The 16,978-nt window shown below is 60.3% G+C and carries 21 protein-coding genes; all 21 read right to left on the reverse strand.

The genetic code is table 11. The annotated features are described in order from the left end of the window. Window positions 1–55: 55 nt before the first annotated feature. Window positions 56–1,552 carry a phage tail sheath subtilisin-like domain-containing protein gene (locus ACGSLL_RS13075; RefSeq protein ID WP_394506377.1) on the reverse strand — a complete coding sequence of 499 codons (1,497 nt, stop codon included), beginning with the start codon at window positions 1,550–1,552 and terminating at the stop codon, window positions 56–58. Next, window positions 1,552–1,731, reverse strand: coding sequence for a DUF2635 domain-containing protein (locus ACGSLL_RS13080; RefSeq protein ID WP_208938508.1), 180 nt, complete (start codon window positions 1,729–1,731; stop codon window positions 1,552–1,554). The genes ACGSLL_RS13075 and ACGSLL_RS13080 overlap by 1 nt, the downstream gene beginning before the upstream one ends. Then, window positions 1,728–2,312 carry a phage tail terminator protein gene (locus ACGSLL_RS13085; RefSeq protein WP_394506380.1) on the reverse strand — a complete coding sequence of 195 codons (585 nt, stop codon included), beginning with the start codon at window positions 2,310–2,312 and terminating at the stop codon, window positions 1,728–1,730. The genes ACGSLL_RS13080 and ACGSLL_RS13085 overlap by 4 nt, the downstream gene beginning before the upstream one ends. A 135-nt stretch (window positions 2,313–2,447) precedes the next feature. Beyond that, window positions 2,448–3,476, reverse strand: coding sequence for a phage late control D family protein (locus tag ACGSLL_RS13090; RefSeq protein ID WP_394506382.1), 1,029 nt, complete (start codon window positions 3,474–3,476; stop codon window positions 2,448–2,450). Between the two features lie 9 nt (window positions 3,477–3,485). Further along, window positions 3,486–3,698: a tail protein X gene (locus ACGSLL_RS13095; RefSeq protein ID WP_394506384.1), complete on the reverse strand. Its 213-nt coding sequence runs from the start codon at window positions 3,696–3,698 to the stop codon at window positions 3,486–3,488. Then, complete coding sequence (locus ACGSLL_RS13100; RefSeq protein ID WP_394506386.1) at window positions 3,691–4,074, reverse strand: phage tail protein; 384 nt, start codon at window positions 4,072–4,074, stop codon at window positions 3,691–3,693. The genes ACGSLL_RS13095 and ACGSLL_RS13100 overlap by 8 nt, the downstream gene beginning before the upstream one ends. Beyond that, a complete protein-coding gene (locus tag ACGSLL_RS13105; protein ID WP_394506388.1) occupies window positions 4,071–6,443 on the reverse strand; it encodes a phage tail tape measure protein in 2,373 nt (790 codons plus the stop codon). Before ACGSLL_RS13105 ends, ACGSLL_RS13100 begins: the two co-directional genes overlap by 4 nt. A gap of 182 nt (window positions 6,444–6,625) precedes the next feature. Then, window positions 6,626–7,207, reverse strand: a complete 582-nt coding sequence (locus tag ACGSLL_RS13110; protein WP_394506390.1) for a phage tail assembly protein — start codon at window positions 7,205–7,207, stop codon at window positions 6,626–6,628. A 171-nt stretch (window positions 7,208–7,378) separates the two neighbouring features. Beyond that, on the reverse strand, window positions 7,379–7,885 hold the full coding sequence (locus ACGSLL_RS13115) for a phage major tail tube protein (RefSeq protein WP_186550242.1): 507 nt from the start codon (window positions 7,883–7,885) through the stop codon (window positions 7,379–7,381). Then, window positions 7,885–9,051 carry a phage tail sheath protein gene (locus ACGSLL_RS13120; protein WP_394506393.1) on the reverse strand — a complete coding sequence of 389 codons (1,167 nt, stop codon included), beginning with the start codon at window positions 9,049–9,051 and terminating at the stop codon, window positions 7,885–7,887. Before ACGSLL_RS13120 ends, ACGSLL_RS13115 begins: the two co-directional genes overlap by 1 nt. A gap of 2 nt (window positions 9,052–9,053) precedes the next feature. Then, window positions 9,054–9,239 carry a hypothetical protein gene (locus ACGSLL_RS13125; RefSeq protein ID WP_110600113.1) on the reverse strand — a complete coding sequence of 62 codons (186 nt, stop codon included), beginning with the start codon at window positions 9,237–9,239 and terminating at the stop codon, window positions 9,054–9,056. 101 nt (window positions 9,240–9,340) lie between these two features. Continuing rightward, complete coding sequence (locus tag ACGSLL_RS13130) at window positions 9,341–9,769, reverse strand: phage tail assembly chaperone (RefSeq protein WP_394506396.1); 429 nt, start codon at window positions 9,767–9,769, stop codon at window positions 9,341–9,343. A 13-nt stretch (window positions 9,770–9,782) separates the two neighbouring features. Beyond that, on the reverse strand, window positions 9,783–12,236 hold the full coding sequence (locus ACGSLL_RS13135; protein WP_394506398.1) for a phage tail-collar fiber domain-containing protein: 2,454 nt from the start codon (window positions 12,234–12,236) through the stop codon (window positions 9,783–9,785). Next, window positions 12,237–12,872: a phage tail protein I gene (locus tag ACGSLL_RS13140; RefSeq protein WP_394506400.1), complete on the reverse strand. Its 636-nt coding sequence runs from the start codon at window positions 12,870–12,872 to the stop codon at window positions 12,237–12,239. Beyond that, window positions 12,869–13,864, reverse strand: coding sequence for a baseplate J/gp47 family protein (locus ACGSLL_RS13145; RefSeq protein WP_394506402.1), 996 nt, complete (start codon window positions 13,862–13,864; stop codon window positions 12,869–12,871). The genes ACGSLL_RS13140 and ACGSLL_RS13145 overlap by 4 nt, the downstream gene beginning before the upstream one ends. Next, window positions 13,861–14,193 carry a phage baseplate protein gene (locus tag ACGSLL_RS13150; protein WP_394506404.1) on the reverse strand — a complete coding sequence of 111 codons (333 nt, stop codon included), beginning with the start codon at window positions 14,191–14,193 and terminating at the stop codon, window positions 13,861–13,863. Before ACGSLL_RS13150 ends, ACGSLL_RS13145 begins: the two co-directional genes overlap by 4 nt. 15 nt (window positions 14,194–14,208) lie before the next feature. After that, on the reverse strand, window positions 14,209–14,817 hold the full coding sequence (locus tag ACGSLL_RS13155) for a phage baseplate assembly protein V (RefSeq protein ID WP_394506406.1): 609 nt from the start codon (window positions 14,815–14,817) through the stop codon (window positions 14,209–14,211). A 3-nt stretch (window positions 14,818–14,820) separates the two neighbouring features. Next, entirely contained in the window at window positions 14,821–15,342 is a 522-nt protein-coding gene (locus tag ACGSLL_RS13160) for a hypothetical protein (protein ID WP_394506408.1), read from the reverse strand. 70 nt (window positions 15,343–15,412) lie between these two features. Then, window positions 15,413–15,751: a phage holin family protein gene (locus ACGSLL_RS13165; protein ID WP_394506410.1), complete on the reverse strand. Its 339-nt coding sequence runs from the start codon at window positions 15,749–15,751 to the stop codon at window positions 15,413–15,415. Between the two features lie 139 nt (window positions 15,752–15,890). Continuing rightward, a complete protein-coding gene (locus tag ACGSLL_RS13170; protein WP_394506412.1) occupies window positions 15,891–16,169 on the reverse strand; it encodes a tail fiber assembly protein in 279 nt (92 codons plus the stop codon). 259 nt (window positions 16,170–16,428) lie between these two features. Beyond that, complete coding sequence (locus ACGSLL_RS13175) at window positions 16,429–16,845, reverse strand: tail fiber assembly protein (protein WP_394506414.1); 417 nt, start codon at window positions 16,843–16,845, stop codon at window positions 16,429–16,431. Window positions 16,846–16,978: the final 133 nt, after the last annotated feature.

The following is a 16,978-nucleotide window of genomic DNA, read 5'->3' on the forward strand; positions in this document are numbered from 1 at the left end:
TTGAATGAAAAAGCCCACGCGAGGTGGGCCGAAAGCCTGGCGAAAACGACGGCGATCAAGCCGCGTCGTCGTATTGCAGACGGAACTGGTTGAGCAGTGCGAACACGCGCAGACCGTTGATGTAATCCGGCGGGAACAGCACGTTCACGCGGCTCGGGTCCTGCACGTCACGCTCGACGATCAGGTGCTCGGCGAACAGCTCGGCGTTCTCGACGTGGCCTTCCAGTTCGAGCTTGGCGTACTGCGCAATCAGCTCGCCACGAATGGTCGCCGGGGTGACGATCGGCTGGCCGGCGCCGAAACGGGTGCCGTCGGACGCCAGTTTGTGCCGCCCGTATTTGCTGGTGATCACGCTTTGCAGACGGCGCACGATGAACGCCGACTGGTGCATGGTTTCGCTGTCCAGGTAGGAGTTGTCGGCCTGGCCGTAAGCGTTTTTCTGGTAGGTGGTGATCGAGCGCTGGATGCGCACGTAGCCGCCTTCGTAGTACGCGGTGGCGATGCCGTAGTTGAGCAGCGACTGCCGCTCGGTCAGGGTGAAGCGCTCACTCGCCGGTGCAGGATCAACACCCGGCAGGCTGCCGCTTTGCGTCGGACGGCTGGCGTCCGCCGAGATGAACACCGCGGTGCGCGCCGCCAGTGCCGCCGCCTGGACCCAGAACGGTTGCGGAACGCCCGGCTCCAGCGCCTGAATGGTCATGTGCTGGTCGTTGCGCGCCTGGCCTGCTGCGACCAGTGTGCCGACAGTGCCGCGCTTGGCGCTGTAGACGTGACCGAACAGTTGCTTGGCCCACGACCAGCGACCGGTGCTGTCATCCATGACCGCTTGCCAGGTGTTGAGGGTCGACAGATCGGACCACGGCAGTGCGATGAATTCGAACGGCTCGTCGCCCAGTGCCGCCACCGCAGCCACTTGATCCGGCACGCCGGCGCCGCCGGTCATGGCGGTAATCGCAGTGGTCAGGCCGGCCGGGGTTTCTTCGCCATTGCTCTTGCCCAGGCGATTGAATTGCAGGCTGATGTCGTTGCCGCTGTCGCCGGTCCATTTGGCGCTCAGTGTCACTACACCTTCGGCAGCGGCAGCACTGACTGGCAGGTCGGCGGTGGCGTTGATTTTCTGTGCCAGGGCGGTGGCTGCTTGCGTGGCGGTAGCACCGTTGACCACGGTGGCCTGCACCCGCACGCCGCCGATATACAGGTTGAGCACGCCGGCCTGAGTGGCGGCACCGGTCAGGGTCAGCACGCCTTTGGCGATCGCGCCTTCAGCGTTATGCAGCGGCAGGCACCAGATCTCACCGATCGGGTCGGCCTTGCGGAAAATTTCGTACATCGAGGCGAGCATCGAGCCCTGACCGCCGATGCTTTTTGCCAGCGCGACGCTGGAGACCAGCACCAGCTTGCCGACTTCGCTCGGGGCGATGTTGTCGTTGACCTGTGCGACGATCAAGCGGCGCATGGCCGACGTCGCACTGTTGGCGGCCGAATTGTCCATTTCGGCATAGAACAGCGGTACACGGATGTCCGCCGGGATGTTGCTGAATCCGATCGCCATTATTTGGCTCCCTTTGGTTTGGCTGTTGCGGTTTTGAGGGTGATGTCGCCGTCGGCCAGACGGCGGCGCCACCAGGCGCTGTCCGGCACTTCACGGCCTTCTGGCGGCAGCAGATCGCCGGCCTCTGGGTCAGGTACGACGCGGCCGGCGGCCGGTAGCACAGTGATGCGGTTGCTCATGGGGTTACGTCTCCAGAGAAAGTCATTTCCACGCGCCCATCGGGGCCCGGGCGTTGCAGGTTGGGGTCGGCCGGATCGATCGCATCGACCCGCACAGTGGCCCCGGTAAAGGACGACAAACCGTCCAGTTCGCGTTCATGCCAGCTCTGCGCAGGCTGACTCGGCAGATTGCGGCCGAGCTGGAACTCGGCAAAAAAGCGCAGCCGGTAAAACGCGCGGCTGCTGTTGAGCGAGACCAGTTCGCCGCCGTCATAAACGATGGCGCTGTAGTCGGAATCGGGCTTGAAACCCACCAGTGCGCGCCACAGTTCGGCGCGCAGCTCATGCAACAGATCCAGCGCTTTTGTCGCGTCGCTGGCGTCAAGCACGAGGACGATTTCGAAGCGGTCGCGGATCGGTTGGGTGTTGAGGTTTTGGGCGGTGCCGGTGGTGGCCAGATCGGCGATTGGCAGCACGTGGGCCGAGGGTGTCGGCAAATCCGCGTTGCCTTGCAGCAAGGCCAGATCGACGCCCACCGAAATATGATTGGCAAGCCCAGGGCATTGCCCACGCAGCTGCGTGAGGATCGGGGTGATCTTCATGGGGGTGTTCCACAATGAGGAGAATTGCGCAGGACCCAATGTGGATCGAGCCTGCTCGCGAAAGCGGTGTGTCAGTCGATGGTTCTTTTGAATGACAGAATGCATTCGCGAGCAGGCTCGCTCCCACAGGGGGGATCAGTCTTTGGATTCAGCCTTCGGATCGAGGCCGCTCGCATCGATCAGGCAGCGATAGCTGTTTTCGCGATTGCCGCTGGCGGTGACCTTGTCGATCGACCAGCGCCCACGCATGAAATCCGGCCAAGTGTCATCGAGCAGCACCAGGCCTTCGGCGGCCAGCAGCGGGTTGCCCGGGCAGGTGATCTTCACCTTGTACTTCTGGCGCAGCATCTTGCGCACTTCGCCCTCTCCGACCGCGATGGCGTCGGCTTCGCTGGGCTGTTTCTGGCGCAGGGTCTTGAACGGCGCAACGCCGCTTTCCACCCAACGCAAGATCCCCGCCGCCGCGTCCCAGAAGCAGGTCTTGCAGCCCTTGGCCTGCTCGCGGGCAGACTCTTCCAGAGTGGCGCTGATGAACGCCGCGTCGCCGGGGCGATTGTTGTGGGTGACCGACAACCGCACGTCGGGCAACACTTGCCCCGACAATGATCTGGTCTGGCCCGGACGGGCCAGCACGTAGACGTCGCCGTAGGGTTTGGCGACCACGTTGTACTTTTTCGCCAGGCGCGTCAGAAAGCCCATGTCGGTTTCGTTGGACTGGTCGACGTGGGTAAGCCTGATCAACGAAACTTCAGGCGCGACACGTGGCGAAAAGCCGTGCCGCTCGACCAGTTGACGAAACAATCCACCCAGCGTAATCGGCCCATGACTGGCGGTACGCCGCACTTTGAAACCGGTCTCGTCAGCGGCGCTGAACGGCGCCGCCGTAGCGACCAGGGTCAGGCGAAACGGAAACAGCGTCGGTGTCAGGCGCGTCACTTTGAACTGCCCCTTATCGACCATCCCGCTTTCCCGATAGCCAACTTGCAGGCCAATTTTCCCGCCCAGGTTCGGCAGCCCTTCAAGACCTTCCAGATCGATGGTCAGCGTCAGCTGATCGGACTCGATACCCGCCGCATCAATGTGCTCCCAACTGATCAGGCGCTGATTGAGCAGCGCTGAGTTGGCCCCGTAAATGTTGACCGCCGGCGTAAATCCCAATGCCATGCAACCTCCTTAATCCCAAGCTGAAAGCGGTTTGATCGCTGCCGGTTGCGCATCGAGTTCCGGCAGTACGATCCAGACACCCGCGGGCAACACCGGGCGGTGTTCGGCCAAGCTCGGATTGAGCTTCCACAGGGCTTCTTCAGCGGCATCATCGCTGCGCCCGGTTTCGCGGTAGAGCAACAGATTCACCGAATCACCGGCCACGCTTCGTACCTTACGCATTATTGAACTCCGCCAGTTCGATGACCCAATCGACCACCATCGCCGTACCGTCATCGATGATCTGGCTTTGGCTTTCCGAAATATTGCTGATTCGCCACAGGCCCCAGTTGCGCCCGATGCCATCGATCAGCGGCAACGGCGTACGCAGTGCCTGCAAGGCGCGCAGTTCATCGAGCCGGTCCATGGCCACGGCGTACATCGATTTGCCGGTGATGGTCAGGGTTTGCGGTTTTTGTCCGGCCTGACTGGATTTGGGTTTGCTGGTGAGGATCTGTATCTCGGTCCAGCCACCGTCCGACTTGCGCGCCAGCGAGTGATACGCGAAGTCGCGCGACAGGCCGAAGATGAAACTGCCCAGTGCCATTTGTTGTTTCATGTGGCGGCTCCATCGGTGAGGGCTGCGTCGCGGCGTGTGGCGAGGAGGTTGGACGGCATGATCTGGCCCAATTGCCCCATCGTTGTTTGCACCACCAGATTGGCGAGCGCCTGAGCGCTGGCCAGATCCTGACCAGTGATATTGATGGTGGAATTGAATGTGACGGGCTGACTGGCGGCTGCGCCGGCAGATGTTGCCGGATTCGCCGTCAGCTCTTTGCTGACCTGTTCGGGAGAGCCGAGCCGATCGACTTGCGTCCCCAGCTTGTCGCCCAGTGATTCGCCTATCGCACCCCCTGCCATGCTTCCCAGCCAGCCACCAATTGCCGTCCCCACACCCGGCAGGATCAAAGTGCCCAGCGCTGCACCGACAGCGGCGCCAGCCGACGATCCGGCCAACGATGCACCAGACGAAACCATCGCGCGGGTATCGCCCTGCCTAACGCCGTTGACCAATTCATAACCGGCACTGAGCAAGCGCAAAGGTGGCGCTCTTTTGGCGAGCAATGAACCAGCCTTGGCATACGCCCCGGACAACTGAGCCGCAACCGGCGGACGCAGCGCCGATGAGCCGCTGAACGACATCAGGCCCCCGGGCATTGATCCGCTGAATGACATCAGGCCGCCGGGCATCGATCCACTGCCAGGCAGCGAGGGAGACGCGACTTCAGGCGCACGGGTGAGGTCATTGCCGCGTGAGGCGGCGGCTCGGCCACGACCCTTGCGTCCAGTCCGCGGCTTTGTACTTGCTACACGAGAGCCCAAGCCCGCAGGCTTTTTCTTGGCTGGAGAGCCCTTTTGTGACTCATCATTCGGTTCCGCAGCCGGCTCGGCTTTGGGCAGATCGGCAATCCATTTGCCAAGGCCTGCTGGAAGCCTGGCCGCAGCGCTCTTGAGCACCATGCCACTGAAGTTATCGGCAGCTTTTGCCAGCAAGAGTGCAACAATTGCGCTAAGCCCGGCCGCTGCCGCCGCCAGAACCGACGCCGTTTTGGGGTTGCCTTCAGCCACCTCGGCCACACCGTTAATCTTGTCGGTGATGAAGTCCATGCTCGCGCCGGCATTCGGCGCCACGGCTATCGCCAAACGATTGAGACTGGCGTTCAAGGCGTAACCACTCGATTGAGTGGTGTCCTGCGCCTCGCTCGCCGCGCGTTGCACCGAACCTTTGTATTGCGGTTCAAGGCTGTGCGTCGGCCCTTGAAGAGACAACGGTGACGGTGCCGTCTGCGTGCCGCCCGACATGTCCATCAGCGACCGCACGCCTTCCCTGCCACTGGACAGCGACTTCAGCAGTGCTGACTGGCTATCGACAGGCTTTTTGCTGGTTATCAGCGAAAATGCCTTGTCGACCTCCTGCGGTTTTTCGAGCAGTTTGCGCACGCCCTCATCACCGTTGAACAAGGTTTTGAGCAGCGCTGATTGCTGAGTGGCCGGTTTTTTCTGCAGCGCTTGCAGCGCCGTGGCCAGGGTCTGCGGCACATCGTCAGTGAGGGTGTCTGGCTGCAATCCGAGTGACTTCCAGGCAGCTCGCTCGGCGGCTGATCCCTTGGCGCCTTTGGCCAGCGCGGCACTGATGGTGTTGACCGCGTTGCCGGCGCCGTTCTTGTCTACATCAGCATTGAGCAATGCTGCCGCAAGGGCCGCCAGTTGCTCGGGAGCTATGCCTGCCGTGATGCCAGCCTCACCGGAGTTCTGCAGCACCGAACCGATATCGGTGGCCGTGGCTTTGAGAGAGTTTTTGCCCAGATGACTGGTCGCGTCAGCCAGATTGCGGCTTTGCTCACGGTCCAGTTTCAGCGAGGTGCGCCAGACCGCCAGCATCTCTCCTGCGTCTTTGAGCCCGATGCCGAAGGCCGTTGCGTTGACCGCCGCGTCGCGACCGAAGTCCAGCAGTGCCTGTTGTTTGGCATCGCCGGTGAGATTGGCCGCCACACCGGATCTCGCTGCGGCATATTCGACGTTAGCCAGATCGACAACAGTGGCCCCACTGGCCGCTACCGTTTTTTCTGCAGTCAACTCGAGATTGGCCTGCTCCATGCCCTTGAGGTCGCGACCAATATCCGGGATTTGCCGCAGCTGCGCCATGGCCGATTGCAGCGCCGCGGAAGACTGGAGAAAACCGGGAAGCGGCCGTTGCTCCATCTCTGCCTTGGGTTTGGAAGTCGGTTCGCTCGCGGCAGTGGATGCCGGGGCACTGACCTTTGAAAGCGATTGCTGTGCTGCCAGCACCTCTCGAAGCTTGATCTGTTCCTTGATCAGCAGCCGGATGTCTTGACTCACATTCACGACTGCCAGTTTCAACTCTGCCAGCGGTATGGCAAGCGTTTCGCTTGCCGGGTGCCCACTGTCCATGCCCGTGTCGATCAACCCCGTGCTGCCATTGATGCTGGTCAGCCTGAGCGCATATTGACTCTCTGCCATGCCGCTCTACTCCTGTTTCACGCCAAGGCGAGTGATCGCTATGTCGTAGCGGCGCAACGCCTTTTCGGCGTCCCATTCCAGAATCTCCGCTTCACTTACCGGGTAAATGAGCGGGACGATATCGAGGATTACTTCGATGTCGCGTTCCGAAAGTAGGCCGCCGGCTGGTTTAAAAAATCGTCGATGCGCACCTGCAATTGCGTCCAGTCCGGCACGCTCAGGTGGGCCAGATCGGGGATCATCAGGCCGGTGCAATGGGCGGTGATGAATTCGGCGCGTTCCTTGGCCGTTTTCAGTTTCTTCATCACTTTGGTCGCGCGCAGCGCGGGCATTTCGAGGCTCAGCGAGGTCACGGTGCGGCCGGTGATGGCGAGCGGTTGCAGCAGTTGCACTTGATCAGGATCGTCAGACTTTTCGGCGTCTTCGACCTGTTCCAGAAAGAACGAGGCAGGACGTGTCGACATCTCGTGAACGTACCGCGCAATGCTCACGTAATCGGGGCGTTTGAGCTGGTCGAGTTCCTTGACCGACAGGCCGGTGGCGAGCAACGCCAGTTCGAAAAACTGGTCGTCCTCGTCATCGCCGGCGCGCTCCAGCGCTTCTTTCTGTGCGGCGTAGAACAGCGGTTTGAGCTGCAGGGTTTCGATCTGCGAACCGTCGTCGCCGGTGATCGGCGACAGCAGCTCATGTTGGGGAGGTGTCCATGACATGGATGAATTCCTTGGTGATTTTCAGGTGTTACTCAATTTCTGCCAGACACACAGGCCCACTGTGGGAGCGAGCCTGCTCGCGAAGGCGGTTTTGCAGTCACATCCATGTTGAATGTGCTGGCCTCATCACCAGCAGGCTGGCTCCTACAGGGGTTTGGTGTGTGCCGGGGATTACGGCATCAGCACCGCACGTCGCGCATCACCGAGAATGTCGACGCCGTTGAGCACGAACTTCTGGGTACGCACGTCGATGTCGATCACCGGCACGCCGTTTTCCAGGCGGTTGTAGGTGCGGCACGACAGCTCAAGAGTAGTGATTGCTTTGCCGCCCATTTTCACCGCATCTTCAGCCAGCGATTTCAGCTTGCCGCCCACGGTGTGGTAGGTGAACCAGGTGTTGCCGTCCTGATCCTGACCGGCTTCACGCACGTTCAGCAGGATGTCGTCGCCCAGCTTCACACCCAGCGCGAGCATGACTTCAGCACCCATGCCTTGCAGCTTGAGCGTGGCGCCCAGCGCTTTGGCACTCTTGGCCATTTCTTCGATGATGAAACGGCCGCCGGTCATGTTCTCCATCTCGAATTCGATCTTCGGCGGAGTGAATTCTTCAACGGTTGCCGACAGCGGCAAACCTTGCAGAGTGGCCGCGATGGCCTGTCTTACGCGGTTGGTAAACATTAGAGAACGTCCTCCAGGAACTGCTCGATGATTTCATCGCGGGCGTTGAGTTGATAAACCATGTGTTCGTTCGGCGCGTAGCGGCCGTAGTCGATGACCACGTACCAGGTGCCGTTCTTGTACTTCTCGACGCTGTTGAGTTCCGGGTGCAGATAGACGCTGCCGCCAGGAATGGTTTCGTCGGCAACCAGCGTCTGCAGCCAGTCGTTGATGCGCTTGACCTCTTGGTCCATGAACGACTTGGTGAGGTTTTTGGCCATGGCTTTCTGGCCGGCCTTGACCAGCTTGCGGCTGATCGCATCTTCGAGGCCGACGTAGCTGATGAACTTGCCGGTGATCGAGCGGTTGCCCAGCAGCGAGAAGCCACCCAGCACGGTGCGCGCGTAGTAGCTGACGCCGTAGCGGTTGAGCAGATCGCCTTCGGTGGAGGTGTCGAGGATGTTGTATTCGACGACGCGCGAGACGTCTTCGGCGAAGGTCACCTGGTTACCCGGGCTCTCCCACTGTTTGACCTTGGCCAGCGCGGCAATCGCCAGACTGGACGGCGACAGGAAGACGTTTTTCTTCGCCGCTTTCGAGTACACCGCAGGCATGTTGTGCACCACCAGGCAACGGTCGAAACCGAGATCAGCGCCGCCAAGTTCCTGGCTGTACAGCACCTGATCGGCCACCGAAACGTCCTTGCCGTCCAGCACCACACGGGCCTTGATGCGCTTGCCGAACGAGGCGAATTCACCGGCCACCGCTTTGCTGCCGGTGAAGCCCGGCGCACCGATGATGGTCAGGTCTTCCGGGACGCTGCCCAGTGCAGCCAGACCGAGCTTGCGGCCAGTGGCCGGCTCGACACCGCCAATCACCGCATTGACCGTATCGGCCGGGGTCGCGCCCGCTTCGACGATCACCACATAGACCGGCACCTTGACCACTTTGAGGATCTGGTAGACCGCGTGGTACAGCGTGCCCTCTTCCGCACCGCTCGGATCGAGCAGCGCATGGGTGGTGAAACTGTTGATGCGGAACGGTGCGTTCCGCGGAATCAGCGGATCGGCGTTCGGCGCGGTGCCGACCAGACCGATGACGTTGTCACCCAGGCCACCCATGGCCTCGGGGGATTCGGTGGCATTGACGGTAATGCCGTTGTGCTCGAAGTTCAAAACCTCAGCCATGTTCAGTCAGCCTTCTTGGCAGCGGCCTTTTTGGCCTGGGTGGAAGTTGTTTTCAGTTGCAGACGCCCGGCGCTGTGCAAGGCACTGGCCTCGACGTCGAGCAGATCAAGCTCTTGACCGACGCTCGACCAGTGCCCACGACCTGTGGGGAACGGGACGAGCACGGTGTAGGTTTGGCGGTTTGCCATTTTTCGTTTCTCCATAAACGGGAAAGCCCCTCGGGGGAGGGGCTTTGGCGGGTGTTGGGTCAGTTGAATGGGATTGAAAAACGCCTCGCAGTCAGGGCGCTCTAGCGAGTTTGCGATGCGAGCCAGTCAGGTCGAACAGGCCGCGCCTGCTGGTCTGGAAAACCCTCAGACTGCGGCCAATCGCGCAGCAACTTCAGATAGTTCAGTAGTGCTTCATATTGCTCACCGGACAACGTCGTAGCGCTTGCCATTTCAACTTCATCACGGTGACGCTCTCTTAACCATTTGATGCTTTCGATCTCACTGTCGCGCCAAATACGCTCGCTGGAGGCCTGGGCTTGAACGTCAGGTTCAAGCTTTTTCAACACGGGTCGGCCGTTTTCGTCCGCGCCGATCACGAGAGATTGTGCTTCTCCGGCCAAAAGTTCAGAGCGCAGTTTTGCAGTGATCTCAACAGCATCGTCAGGCATCGCGACATGCACAGCATCGTCATAAAAGCCACCAGTCGAGGCGGCATAAAAAATAGACATCGGTATCTCCCTGTTACCAGCCAACTGAAATCCATGGCCCGTTCGGTTGACCGCTGCTTCCGATGGCGGAAACAGTGAAACTCGTAAGGCCACCGTACATGACGCATAGAGTGGAGGTGATTGAAGTAGAGCCGGCCGAAGAGCTATTACCGACTAGTGTCATCGCCTGAGCCACTGGGTAGGCTATCGGAAAGGTAACGCTCACTTGTCCTCCTGCCCCGATTGCATTGATCGTCCCCCACTGGATGATCACGCCGCCCAACCAGCTTGGCAGCATGAGATAACCAGTGCGTTCCCTGGATACGGAAAAGCCCCAGCGCAACTTCTTCGGAGTGACAATGGTTTTGTCATCTGCGCCTGCATCGGTCTGCGCTTGCGTGGCCAGTTTTGCAGTACCTTGATTGGACTCAGTCGATTGCTGTGCGAGCGCTGTCAGTGCCGCAATGTCGATGTTTCCCTGATTGACAGGGGCGTTCCAGGCCTTGATGCACCACATCACCGCCAGGTTGCGCGGGCGGGTTTCAGCGCCGCCAGTGTTAACCGTGTTCGTTGCATTCACCATTTGCATGGTGGTTCCGTTGTCTATCGGCGAAAGGAAAGCGCCAACAGAAATGCTTGCTGCCGCGCCGTTGATAGCCCCTCCCTGCCAATTACCCGCAGGATCAAAGGTCGCAGCAGTACCATCAAAATAACGATGGTTATGCGCGGCGAAGGCCTCTGCTTGATATGTACCGATCGCACGGCCAGCATCAACACCTCGCCCGTGGTCCCAACCTCGCATGAACTCGCCACGGCTGTCCGGCAACCGGAAGTTGCCTGCGCCCTCGTCGCCTTTGTTGAATTTCGTACCAAGGTAAGCAGCCAGATCCGGATAAATCGCAGTGCTCTGCACACTGCCATCAAGTTCCAGAAAACCCGGCGGGACAATACCTGTAGGAAAGGCCATTACAGCGCCGACCGGTACGGCAGATCCAAGCCGTGAAACTTCCTTGACCAGCGCCCCTACGTCGATGTTTCCCTGATTGACAGGGGCATTCCAGGCCTTGATGCACCACATGACGGCTACGTTGCGGGGGCGGGTTTCAGTAGAGGTGCGCGCCACTCTGGAAGCGTCGAATGTGACCGCGTGATAAGCATTTTTTTGGCTAAGGGGGTTAGGCGCTGTGTTCAGGTTACTTTTCTCAAAGACCCCACTGGCCGAAGTGATGTCAAGATAGCCGTCAAAGACACCGGTTATGTTTTGCAAAGTATCTGTCTGATAACTGCCGACACCGCGATTGCTATCAACACCCCGCCCATGATCCCAACCGCGCAAAAATTCCCCACGCGCTTCAGGCAGCCGGAAATTACCAACCCCCTCATCACCCTTGTTGAACTTGCCGCCCAGATAAGCGCTCAAGTCCGGGTAAGTCGCGCTGCTCCTGACGCTGTTATCCAGTTCCAGAAATCCGGGCGGTGGCGCATCAACCGGGAACGCCACAATCGACCCCACCGGCAACGCCGAGGCCTTGGCAATCAGCGCTTCAACTTCAGCCTTGGTGTACGAATCCTTGATACCAAACCCGGCCAGCGTTTCAGGATTGGCACCGGCCGTTGCGCGACCATATTCATCGACGGTAAGACTTTTATAAGTCCCGGCAGCAATCCCGGTACGCCCGGCCAGCATCTTGAAGCTAAGCGCGGTCGTGCCCAGCGTGATCGGCGCGTTGGTGGTCAGGTGCCACAGCGAATCACCGTTCGCCGTGCCCTCCTCGACCATCACCGTCAGGCCCGGCGTAACCTTGGCATTGCTGTTGGCATCAGTCGCGCGCAGCCAGTCGCCGTTGGCAACGATCCACAGGCCGTTGTCCTTGGCCAAGGTCTGGCTCGGCAGCAACACACGATCGCCGGCGATTACCGCCACACCATCAATCTGCTGTGCGCCGTTCAACACGACGTTGCCCGTCGCCGCGACCCGCACCGATTGTTTGCCGTCGAGCTTGCCGAGCTCTTCGGCCAGATAGCTCATGACCCAGGCACGCGTGGCCTTGACCACCGTGTCATCGATCAACAAGGTCACCAAGGACGCATTGCTCGTCTCGAAAATCGAACGAATATAAAACTCTTTACCCGACCCCGAGTTGGCAAGAATCGGCTTGAACGACTCCGGATATTTGATAATGGCGTAGAGAATACCGGTGTCGGTCCACAGCCCGGCTTCGCGCACATACCAACCGCCAACATCCGGTGGAATGGTCACTTCGGCGAGCAGCCAGCTAGGGTTTTTCTCGTCCTGGAACAACGCATTGAGCGGTCCGCGCCAGACTTCACGTTTGAGCGCGGTTGCGGTTGCGGCCGGGTTGTAGACCCCGCCCTCGCCGCCGTCGCCGACGGAAATCTGCGTCAACTTGATCGGCGTGCCCGCGGCCTTGCACGCCGTTTCGTAGGCAATCCCTGCGTTGGTGAGCAGGGTGTAATAGTCAGCCATTCAGGCCCCCTGAGGATAAATAGTGGATGTTTCGACGGTGTACAAAGCGCCGGCCATGAACGCCTCGCCAGAAGTTTCCAGGCCTTCGATGAACACCGGATAAACCGTGGTCAGCTCGCCGCAGAACGTCGCGGCGCCGATGACGTGATTGCCGAACGCGCTCAAGCCCACCGACACCGAGAGAATGTCCCGTTCGCTTTTGGCATCGGCCAGGCGTCGGTCGAGACGGGCGTCGATGACTTCGCTGTAGGGTTGTTCGGTGAAGGCGCGCACTGAGAAGCTGTAGGGCGCGCCGGGCGGTGTCTGTTCGTACCAGGCGCGGATTTCCGGGCGCAGTTGCAAACCCTTGGCGGCGTTTTCCAGCGCCTTGCGAGTGCCGGCCTGGCGTGCGGTGGGCCAGGCCAGTTCGACGGTCAGGCGTTTTTCCGCTTCCGGCGCATCGCTGCTCCATTCGGCGACCCCGCGATCGGCCGCCAGGTACGGCAGGAAAGCCACCGGGGTGGCGCTTGGGTTCATCAGTTCGGGGAACGGCGGCGCGATGCGATCGAGCAAGGCGCCGAAGCCCAGATCAAGCCCGCGCTCCAGTGCCGAGCTGTTGGCCGGCAGCAGTGTCGGGCGTTGCGTTTGCTCACTCATAGGGTCAGCACCTCGACTTCGACCGCGGTGCAATACGGCGCCTGAAACGCGGTGGTGACGATCGGCGTCAGCGGTTCGAGAATCTGCAGTTGCACGGCACCGGCGCTGTGCAGCGTGTAGTCGATCCAGCTCGGATCGACCCGGCCTTCGAGGCGATGACAACTGTCGGCGTAAGCCTGCAATTGTTGTTCAGCGGCGACCTTGGTCAGGCCCGAATCAGGGCCGGAATTGACCCTCGCCACGACGCGTATCTTGTAGCGCTGAATGTCGGCGCCCTTGACGGTGACGAGGTCGGTTTCCGGTCGAACATCCGGTCGAGCGAAATGTTCGCGCACACCGTCAAGCAAGGCGGCGGACGGGGTGCCATCGCCCTCTCGTGCAAGCACCGTGACCTGCACTTCGCCCGGCGCGGTGCGGCGACCGTTACCATCCTTGACTTGCGCAGCGAGGCCGTCCGGGTTGAACGTGTACGTGACATTCACCACGCCGGCATCGCTGGATTCGACGCTCACTTTTGGCCGCTCGCCGAGGGTGAACACTTCGCGCCGATACTGCATGCGCGAGCCCGCCGCCGGTGCATGGGGCGCCAGGTAATAGCGCAGACGGGCATCTTCGTCGCTTTCATAAATCGCTGGTACCGGAGGAAAAGCCGCCGGGTCGCCGGGATCGAGCAACTGCCGCTCAAGGCCCATGTCCGCCAGCCGCGCATCAAGATTGCTGCCGGTCGCCCACCACGCCAGCATCTGCTTGATGCGGGCGTTGTATTTGCGCTCGTGAGTTTGCAGCCGCACGCAGAACGCTTCGAGGGCGAGGGTCAGCAGTTCGCTTTCGTTTTCCAGGCTGGTCTTGAGTTTTATCGCGCTGTCCGGCAAGCGCACCGCGACGTAGTCGACGACGAAGGCCTTGAACTCCGCGAGCAAGTCTTCGAAAGCGTCGACCTTGATCAACGCCGGTTCAGCCAATTGGTTCTGGCCGGGAATCAACATGCTCATGTCACGACCTCGAAGGTTTGTTGGCGGTTTTTCCAGGTGCCGGCGAAACGCAGGCGCAGACCGGCGCCCTGACGGCTGGCGACGATCACTTGCGGTTGAAAATCGCCGATGCCGTTCTGCACGTTGTAGAACGCTTGCGCTGCGTGACTCTGCGCCAGCAGCAGCACGTCGTCGCCGAGGTTCTGCCCCAGCAGCGTGGGGATCAGCGAACCGTACAAGGGCCGTTTTTGCCGGGTGCCCAGCGGCGTGGTCAGGGCTCGGGTCGCGCGCTGCACAAACTGCAGCCAGTCGTCGACCGTGGCCCCGCTGTCTCTATCGATTCCGATCATGGGAAGGCTCTTGAATCAAGGGCTGATGACGCGGCCCTGGTGGTCGACCAACGGGCCGCTGAAGTGCACGCCCGAGGCGTCGATGCTCAGGCCGACGGCGCCCAGTTGCAGAGTGATCATTTGTGGCGTCAGCGCCAGTCGCGCCGAGCCAATGCTGAGCTCAAGCGATTCGCGAGAACCGCTGAACGCCGCCGGGCCGTTTTGCCAGTGCAAGGTGTGAGTGGCGTCGTCGTAACCGCTTTCGCTGCCGTCCTGATGCACTCGACGGGTCAGCGTCGGCACCGTGGCGGCGGGTGGAAAGCGGTCACTGTTCAAGCCAAACAAGGCCACGCTCTGCGCACCGCTTTCGCCGCTGCCGTAGTTGAACAGCAGGCATTGCTCGCCCACCGACGGGATGCGCGATTCGCTTTGTGCGCCAGCGCTGGGGTTGAAGAACCTGATCGCCGGAGTGAGCAAACCGCCATGGCTGACCGTGCAAGTATTGCTGGCGGCATCGACGCTCTGACAGAGGCCGATCCGACAGAAACTCTCGGCGCGGCGATGCAGGTCTTCGATGTCCGCTTCCATTTCCGCCAGGCGCTCGATGATCGGGCCCAGTTGCATGCGCAGTAGTGCATCGAACATCGGTCAGGCCTCCAGCGCGGTGTATTGGTCGGGGTCGTCGATGTTGCTGACCTCCCAGGTTCGGGCGAATTTCGGAATGCCCAGCGGATCGTCGAGCAGGGTCGGGCCGAGGTAGAGGGTCTGCTCGAAGGTCAGGGTCCAGGCTTTGTATGGCTGATCACCGCGAATGAGCAACGAGGGCAATCCATCGATATTCGTGGGCAGATCGCATTGATCGCCGGGCAATCCCCAGCGGTTGTCGGTGATCAGGTTTTTCAGCACAGCGATCAGATCGCAGGCGGCAAATGCGGTCGCAGAAAGCGCCGGTACGACTTGCAGTGACAACGTCATTACATGAGCGATACGCCCATCTGCGGCGCGCACGCCGGACGCATTTCGGTCAAAGTCGATCAGTATCCAGGCCTGATCGCCCGCCGCTGTGAAGTCATCGTGACCGCCGACATTGAGGTTGAGACCGGCGGTGTTGCGCAGTGTCGTCGCGATGGCTGTAAACAGTTGCGACGGCTGCTGGATCGGTGTGGGCATACATGACCTCCTTTTCAATCGTCCACGCGCAGCCCTGCCGCCAAAATGGCGGCACGGAGAAATATTCAGGTTAAGGGTGGTCGCGCGGTGGCACTTCGCAGACGCCGATGCGCTTGGCGGCCCAGCGTTCGTAAAGCCCGATGGCGACGTCGGCACCGGCCATGGCGGTGAGGCAACCGAATGCCCCGGCGGCCCAGATCGACAGCCCTGCGGCATACAACAGCATGATCGCCGACACGCCGCAGATCATGCAGGCGCCGGAGCGCAGGGCCAGGCGCCGCAGCAATGACCAGCCGCGCGCGCCCTCCTTGTCCGCGCGCCACATTTCGCCGGACACCCCGCCGACAACGGCCAGGAGGATGACCAGCCAGATTGGCATGTCCGCCAACGCTTGTTGCTCGTTTGTCATGTCACGCCTCCGTGGGCAGTGGGTGATAGATGGGAATTGAGTTCAAATAATGTCTCTTCAGGCAGGCATTCCAAAAAGCCCGGCCTTGCGCCAGGCTTTTCAGTAATGCGGTCCCGCCGATCGATTACTTGAGCTGGAATCAGTAATGTGCGACTGGCCACGCGATGTTCGTCGGATAACCCGACTGCTGATCGATGTCGCTGAGGGCGATGCAGTATTGCTTGTGGGCCAACAGCCGAGCCTGGTCTGCGCTGGTGGCGACGCCAACGTTGACTTTGAACTGCAACGAGTTCTTCAGTAACCAGCTGGCGGCCCCATTCAGCACTTGCCACTTTTGCTGTTCGGCTTCGTTTCGCAGCTCTTCTTCGGCCGGTGCAGAGAAGGTCCAGACCCCATTGAAGGTTGCGCTCCAACCCACCCGAATATCCGTACTGCCGGTTACATCAATCAAAACGAGGTTGGCGAAGCGGGTGGGTCAAGAATCACTTCACTTTCTTTCAACTGGACAACTCGGTTGTATTCAACCAGTGCATAAAGACTCATTGGGTCTTCCTCATTTACTCTCTTTGGCAGGAATGTCGCCGTGCAACTGGCGGGTATTTAAAAGCCTGGCATTAGAACCAGGCATTTCAGTAATGCACTGCGCATTTCAATATTGCGGATGCGCCAAATGTCGCTTATGGCACTTCAGGCCAAATGACGCTCAGTGGGTAGCCAGGCTGTTTGTTGACTTGGCTCATCTCGATGAAGAACTGCTTGTAGGCCAGCAGTGCGGCCTCTTCAGCAGGTGTTGCCAGCCCCAGCTCGACTTTTTGTACCAGCGCGGACGATGCCAGGGTGAAGTTGACTTTGTCGAAACGAGTCACTCTTTCGTTACGCATTTGAATAGCCAACATGGACGGTTGCCCCCACATATCGCTATCAGTAAATGTCCAGACGCCGTCAGTGTTCACCGCGTTCCAGGAATAATCGATCTTGGGCAATGCGCTGACATCTACCCAGACTTGGTCCGCCGGAAACTCATCGGTGATCGGGTTCGCGGTTTCAAAAATGTTGTCGACTTTGCCAGCGACGACACGTACGTATTTCTTCATGCTCATCATCCTTATTGAGTGCCGGCATCCCGGCGTTTCAGTTCCTGCCCGGTAGGCATTCCAAAAAGCCCGACGTTTGCACACCGGGCTTTTCAGTAATGCGCTCCTTTGCCTCCCTTCAAATCCTGTAGTC

It is taken from the genome of Pseudomonas retamae, assembly GCF_043496865.1.
GTDB lineage: Bacteria > Pseudomonadota > Gammaproteobacteria > Pseudomonadales > Pseudomonadaceae > Aquipseudomonas > Aquipseudomonas retamae.

Bases quoted from the DNA above. Each gene is read 5' to 3' on its own strand.
- ACGSLL_RS13080 (WP_208938508.1), bottom strand. From the start codon at position 1,731: ATGAGCAACCGCATCACTGTGCTACCGGCCGCCGGCCGCGTCGTACCT.
- ACGSLL_RS13125 (WP_110600113.1), bottom strand. From the start codon at position 9,239: ATGGCAAACCGCCAAACCTACACCGTGCTCGTCCCGTTCCCCACAGGT.
- ACGSLL_RS13085 (WP_394506380.1), bottom strand. From the start codon at position 2,312: ATGAAGATCACCCCGATCCTCACGCAGCTGCGTGGGCAATGCCCTGGG.
- ACGSLL_RS13130 (WP_394506396.1), bottom strand. From the start codon at position 9,769: ATGTCTATTTTTTATGCCGCCTCGACTGGTGGCTTTTATGACGATGCT.
- ACGSLL_RS13095 (WP_394506384.1), bottom strand. From the start codon at position 3,698: ATGCGTAAGGTACGAAGCGTGGCCGGTGATTCGGTGAATCTGTTGCTC.
- ACGSLL_RS13075 (WP_394506377.1), bottom strand. From the start codon at position 1,552: ATGGCGATCGGATTCAGCAACATCCCGGCGGACATCCGTGTACCGCTG.
- ACGSLL_RS13145 (WP_394506402.1), bottom strand. From the start codon at position 13,864: ATGAGCATGTTGATTCCCGGCCAGAACCAATTGGCTGAACCGGCGTTG.
- ACGSLL_RS13150 (WP_394506404.1), bottom strand. From the start codon at position 14,193: ATGATCGGAATCGATAGAGACAGCGGGGCCACGGTCGACGACTGGCTG.
- ACGSLL_RS13135 (WP_394506398.1), bottom strand. From the start codon at position 12,236: ATGGCTGACTATTACACCCTGCTCACCAACGCAGGGATTGCCTACGAA.
- ACGSLL_RS13090 (WP_394506382.1), bottom strand. From the start codon at position 3,476: ATGGCATTGGGATTTACGCCGGCGGTCAACATTTACGGGGCCAACTCA.
- ACGSLL_RS13110 (WP_394506390.1), bottom strand. From the start codon at position 7,207: ATGTCATGGACACCTCCCCAACATGAGCTGCTGTCGCCGATCACCGGC.
- ACGSLL_RS13120 (WP_394506393.1), bottom strand. From the start codon at position 9,051: ATGGCTGAGGTTTTGAACTTCGAGCACAACGGCATTACCGTCAATGCC.
- ACGSLL_RS13140 (WP_394506400.1), bottom strand. From the start codon at position 12,872: ATGAGTGAGCAAACGCAACGCCCGACACTGCTGCCGGCCAACAGCTCG.
- ACGSLL_RS13100 (WP_394506386.1), bottom strand. From the start codon at position 4,074: ATGAAACAACAAATGGCACTGGGCAGTTTCATCTTCGGCCTGTCGCGC.
- ACGSLL_RS13175 (WP_394506414.1), bottom strand. From the start codon at position 16,845: ATGAAGAAATACGTACGTGTCGTCGCTGGCAAAGTCGACAACATTTTT.
- ACGSLL_RS13165 (WP_394506410.1), bottom strand. From the start codon at position 15,751: ATGACAAACGAGCAACAAGCGTTGGCGGACATGCCAATCTGGCTGGTC.
- ACGSLL_RS13155 (WP_394506406.1), bottom strand. From the start codon at position 14,817: ATGTTCGATGCACTACTGCGCATGCAACTGGGCCCGATCATCGAGCGC.
- ACGSLL_RS13160 (WP_394506408.1), bottom strand. From the start codon at position 15,342: ATGCCCACACCGATCCAGCAGCCGTCGCAACTGTTTACAGCCATCGCG.
- ACGSLL_RS13115 (WP_186550242.1), bottom strand. From the start codon at position 7,885: ATGTTTACCAACCGCGTAAGACAGGCCATCGCGGCCACTCTGCAAGGT.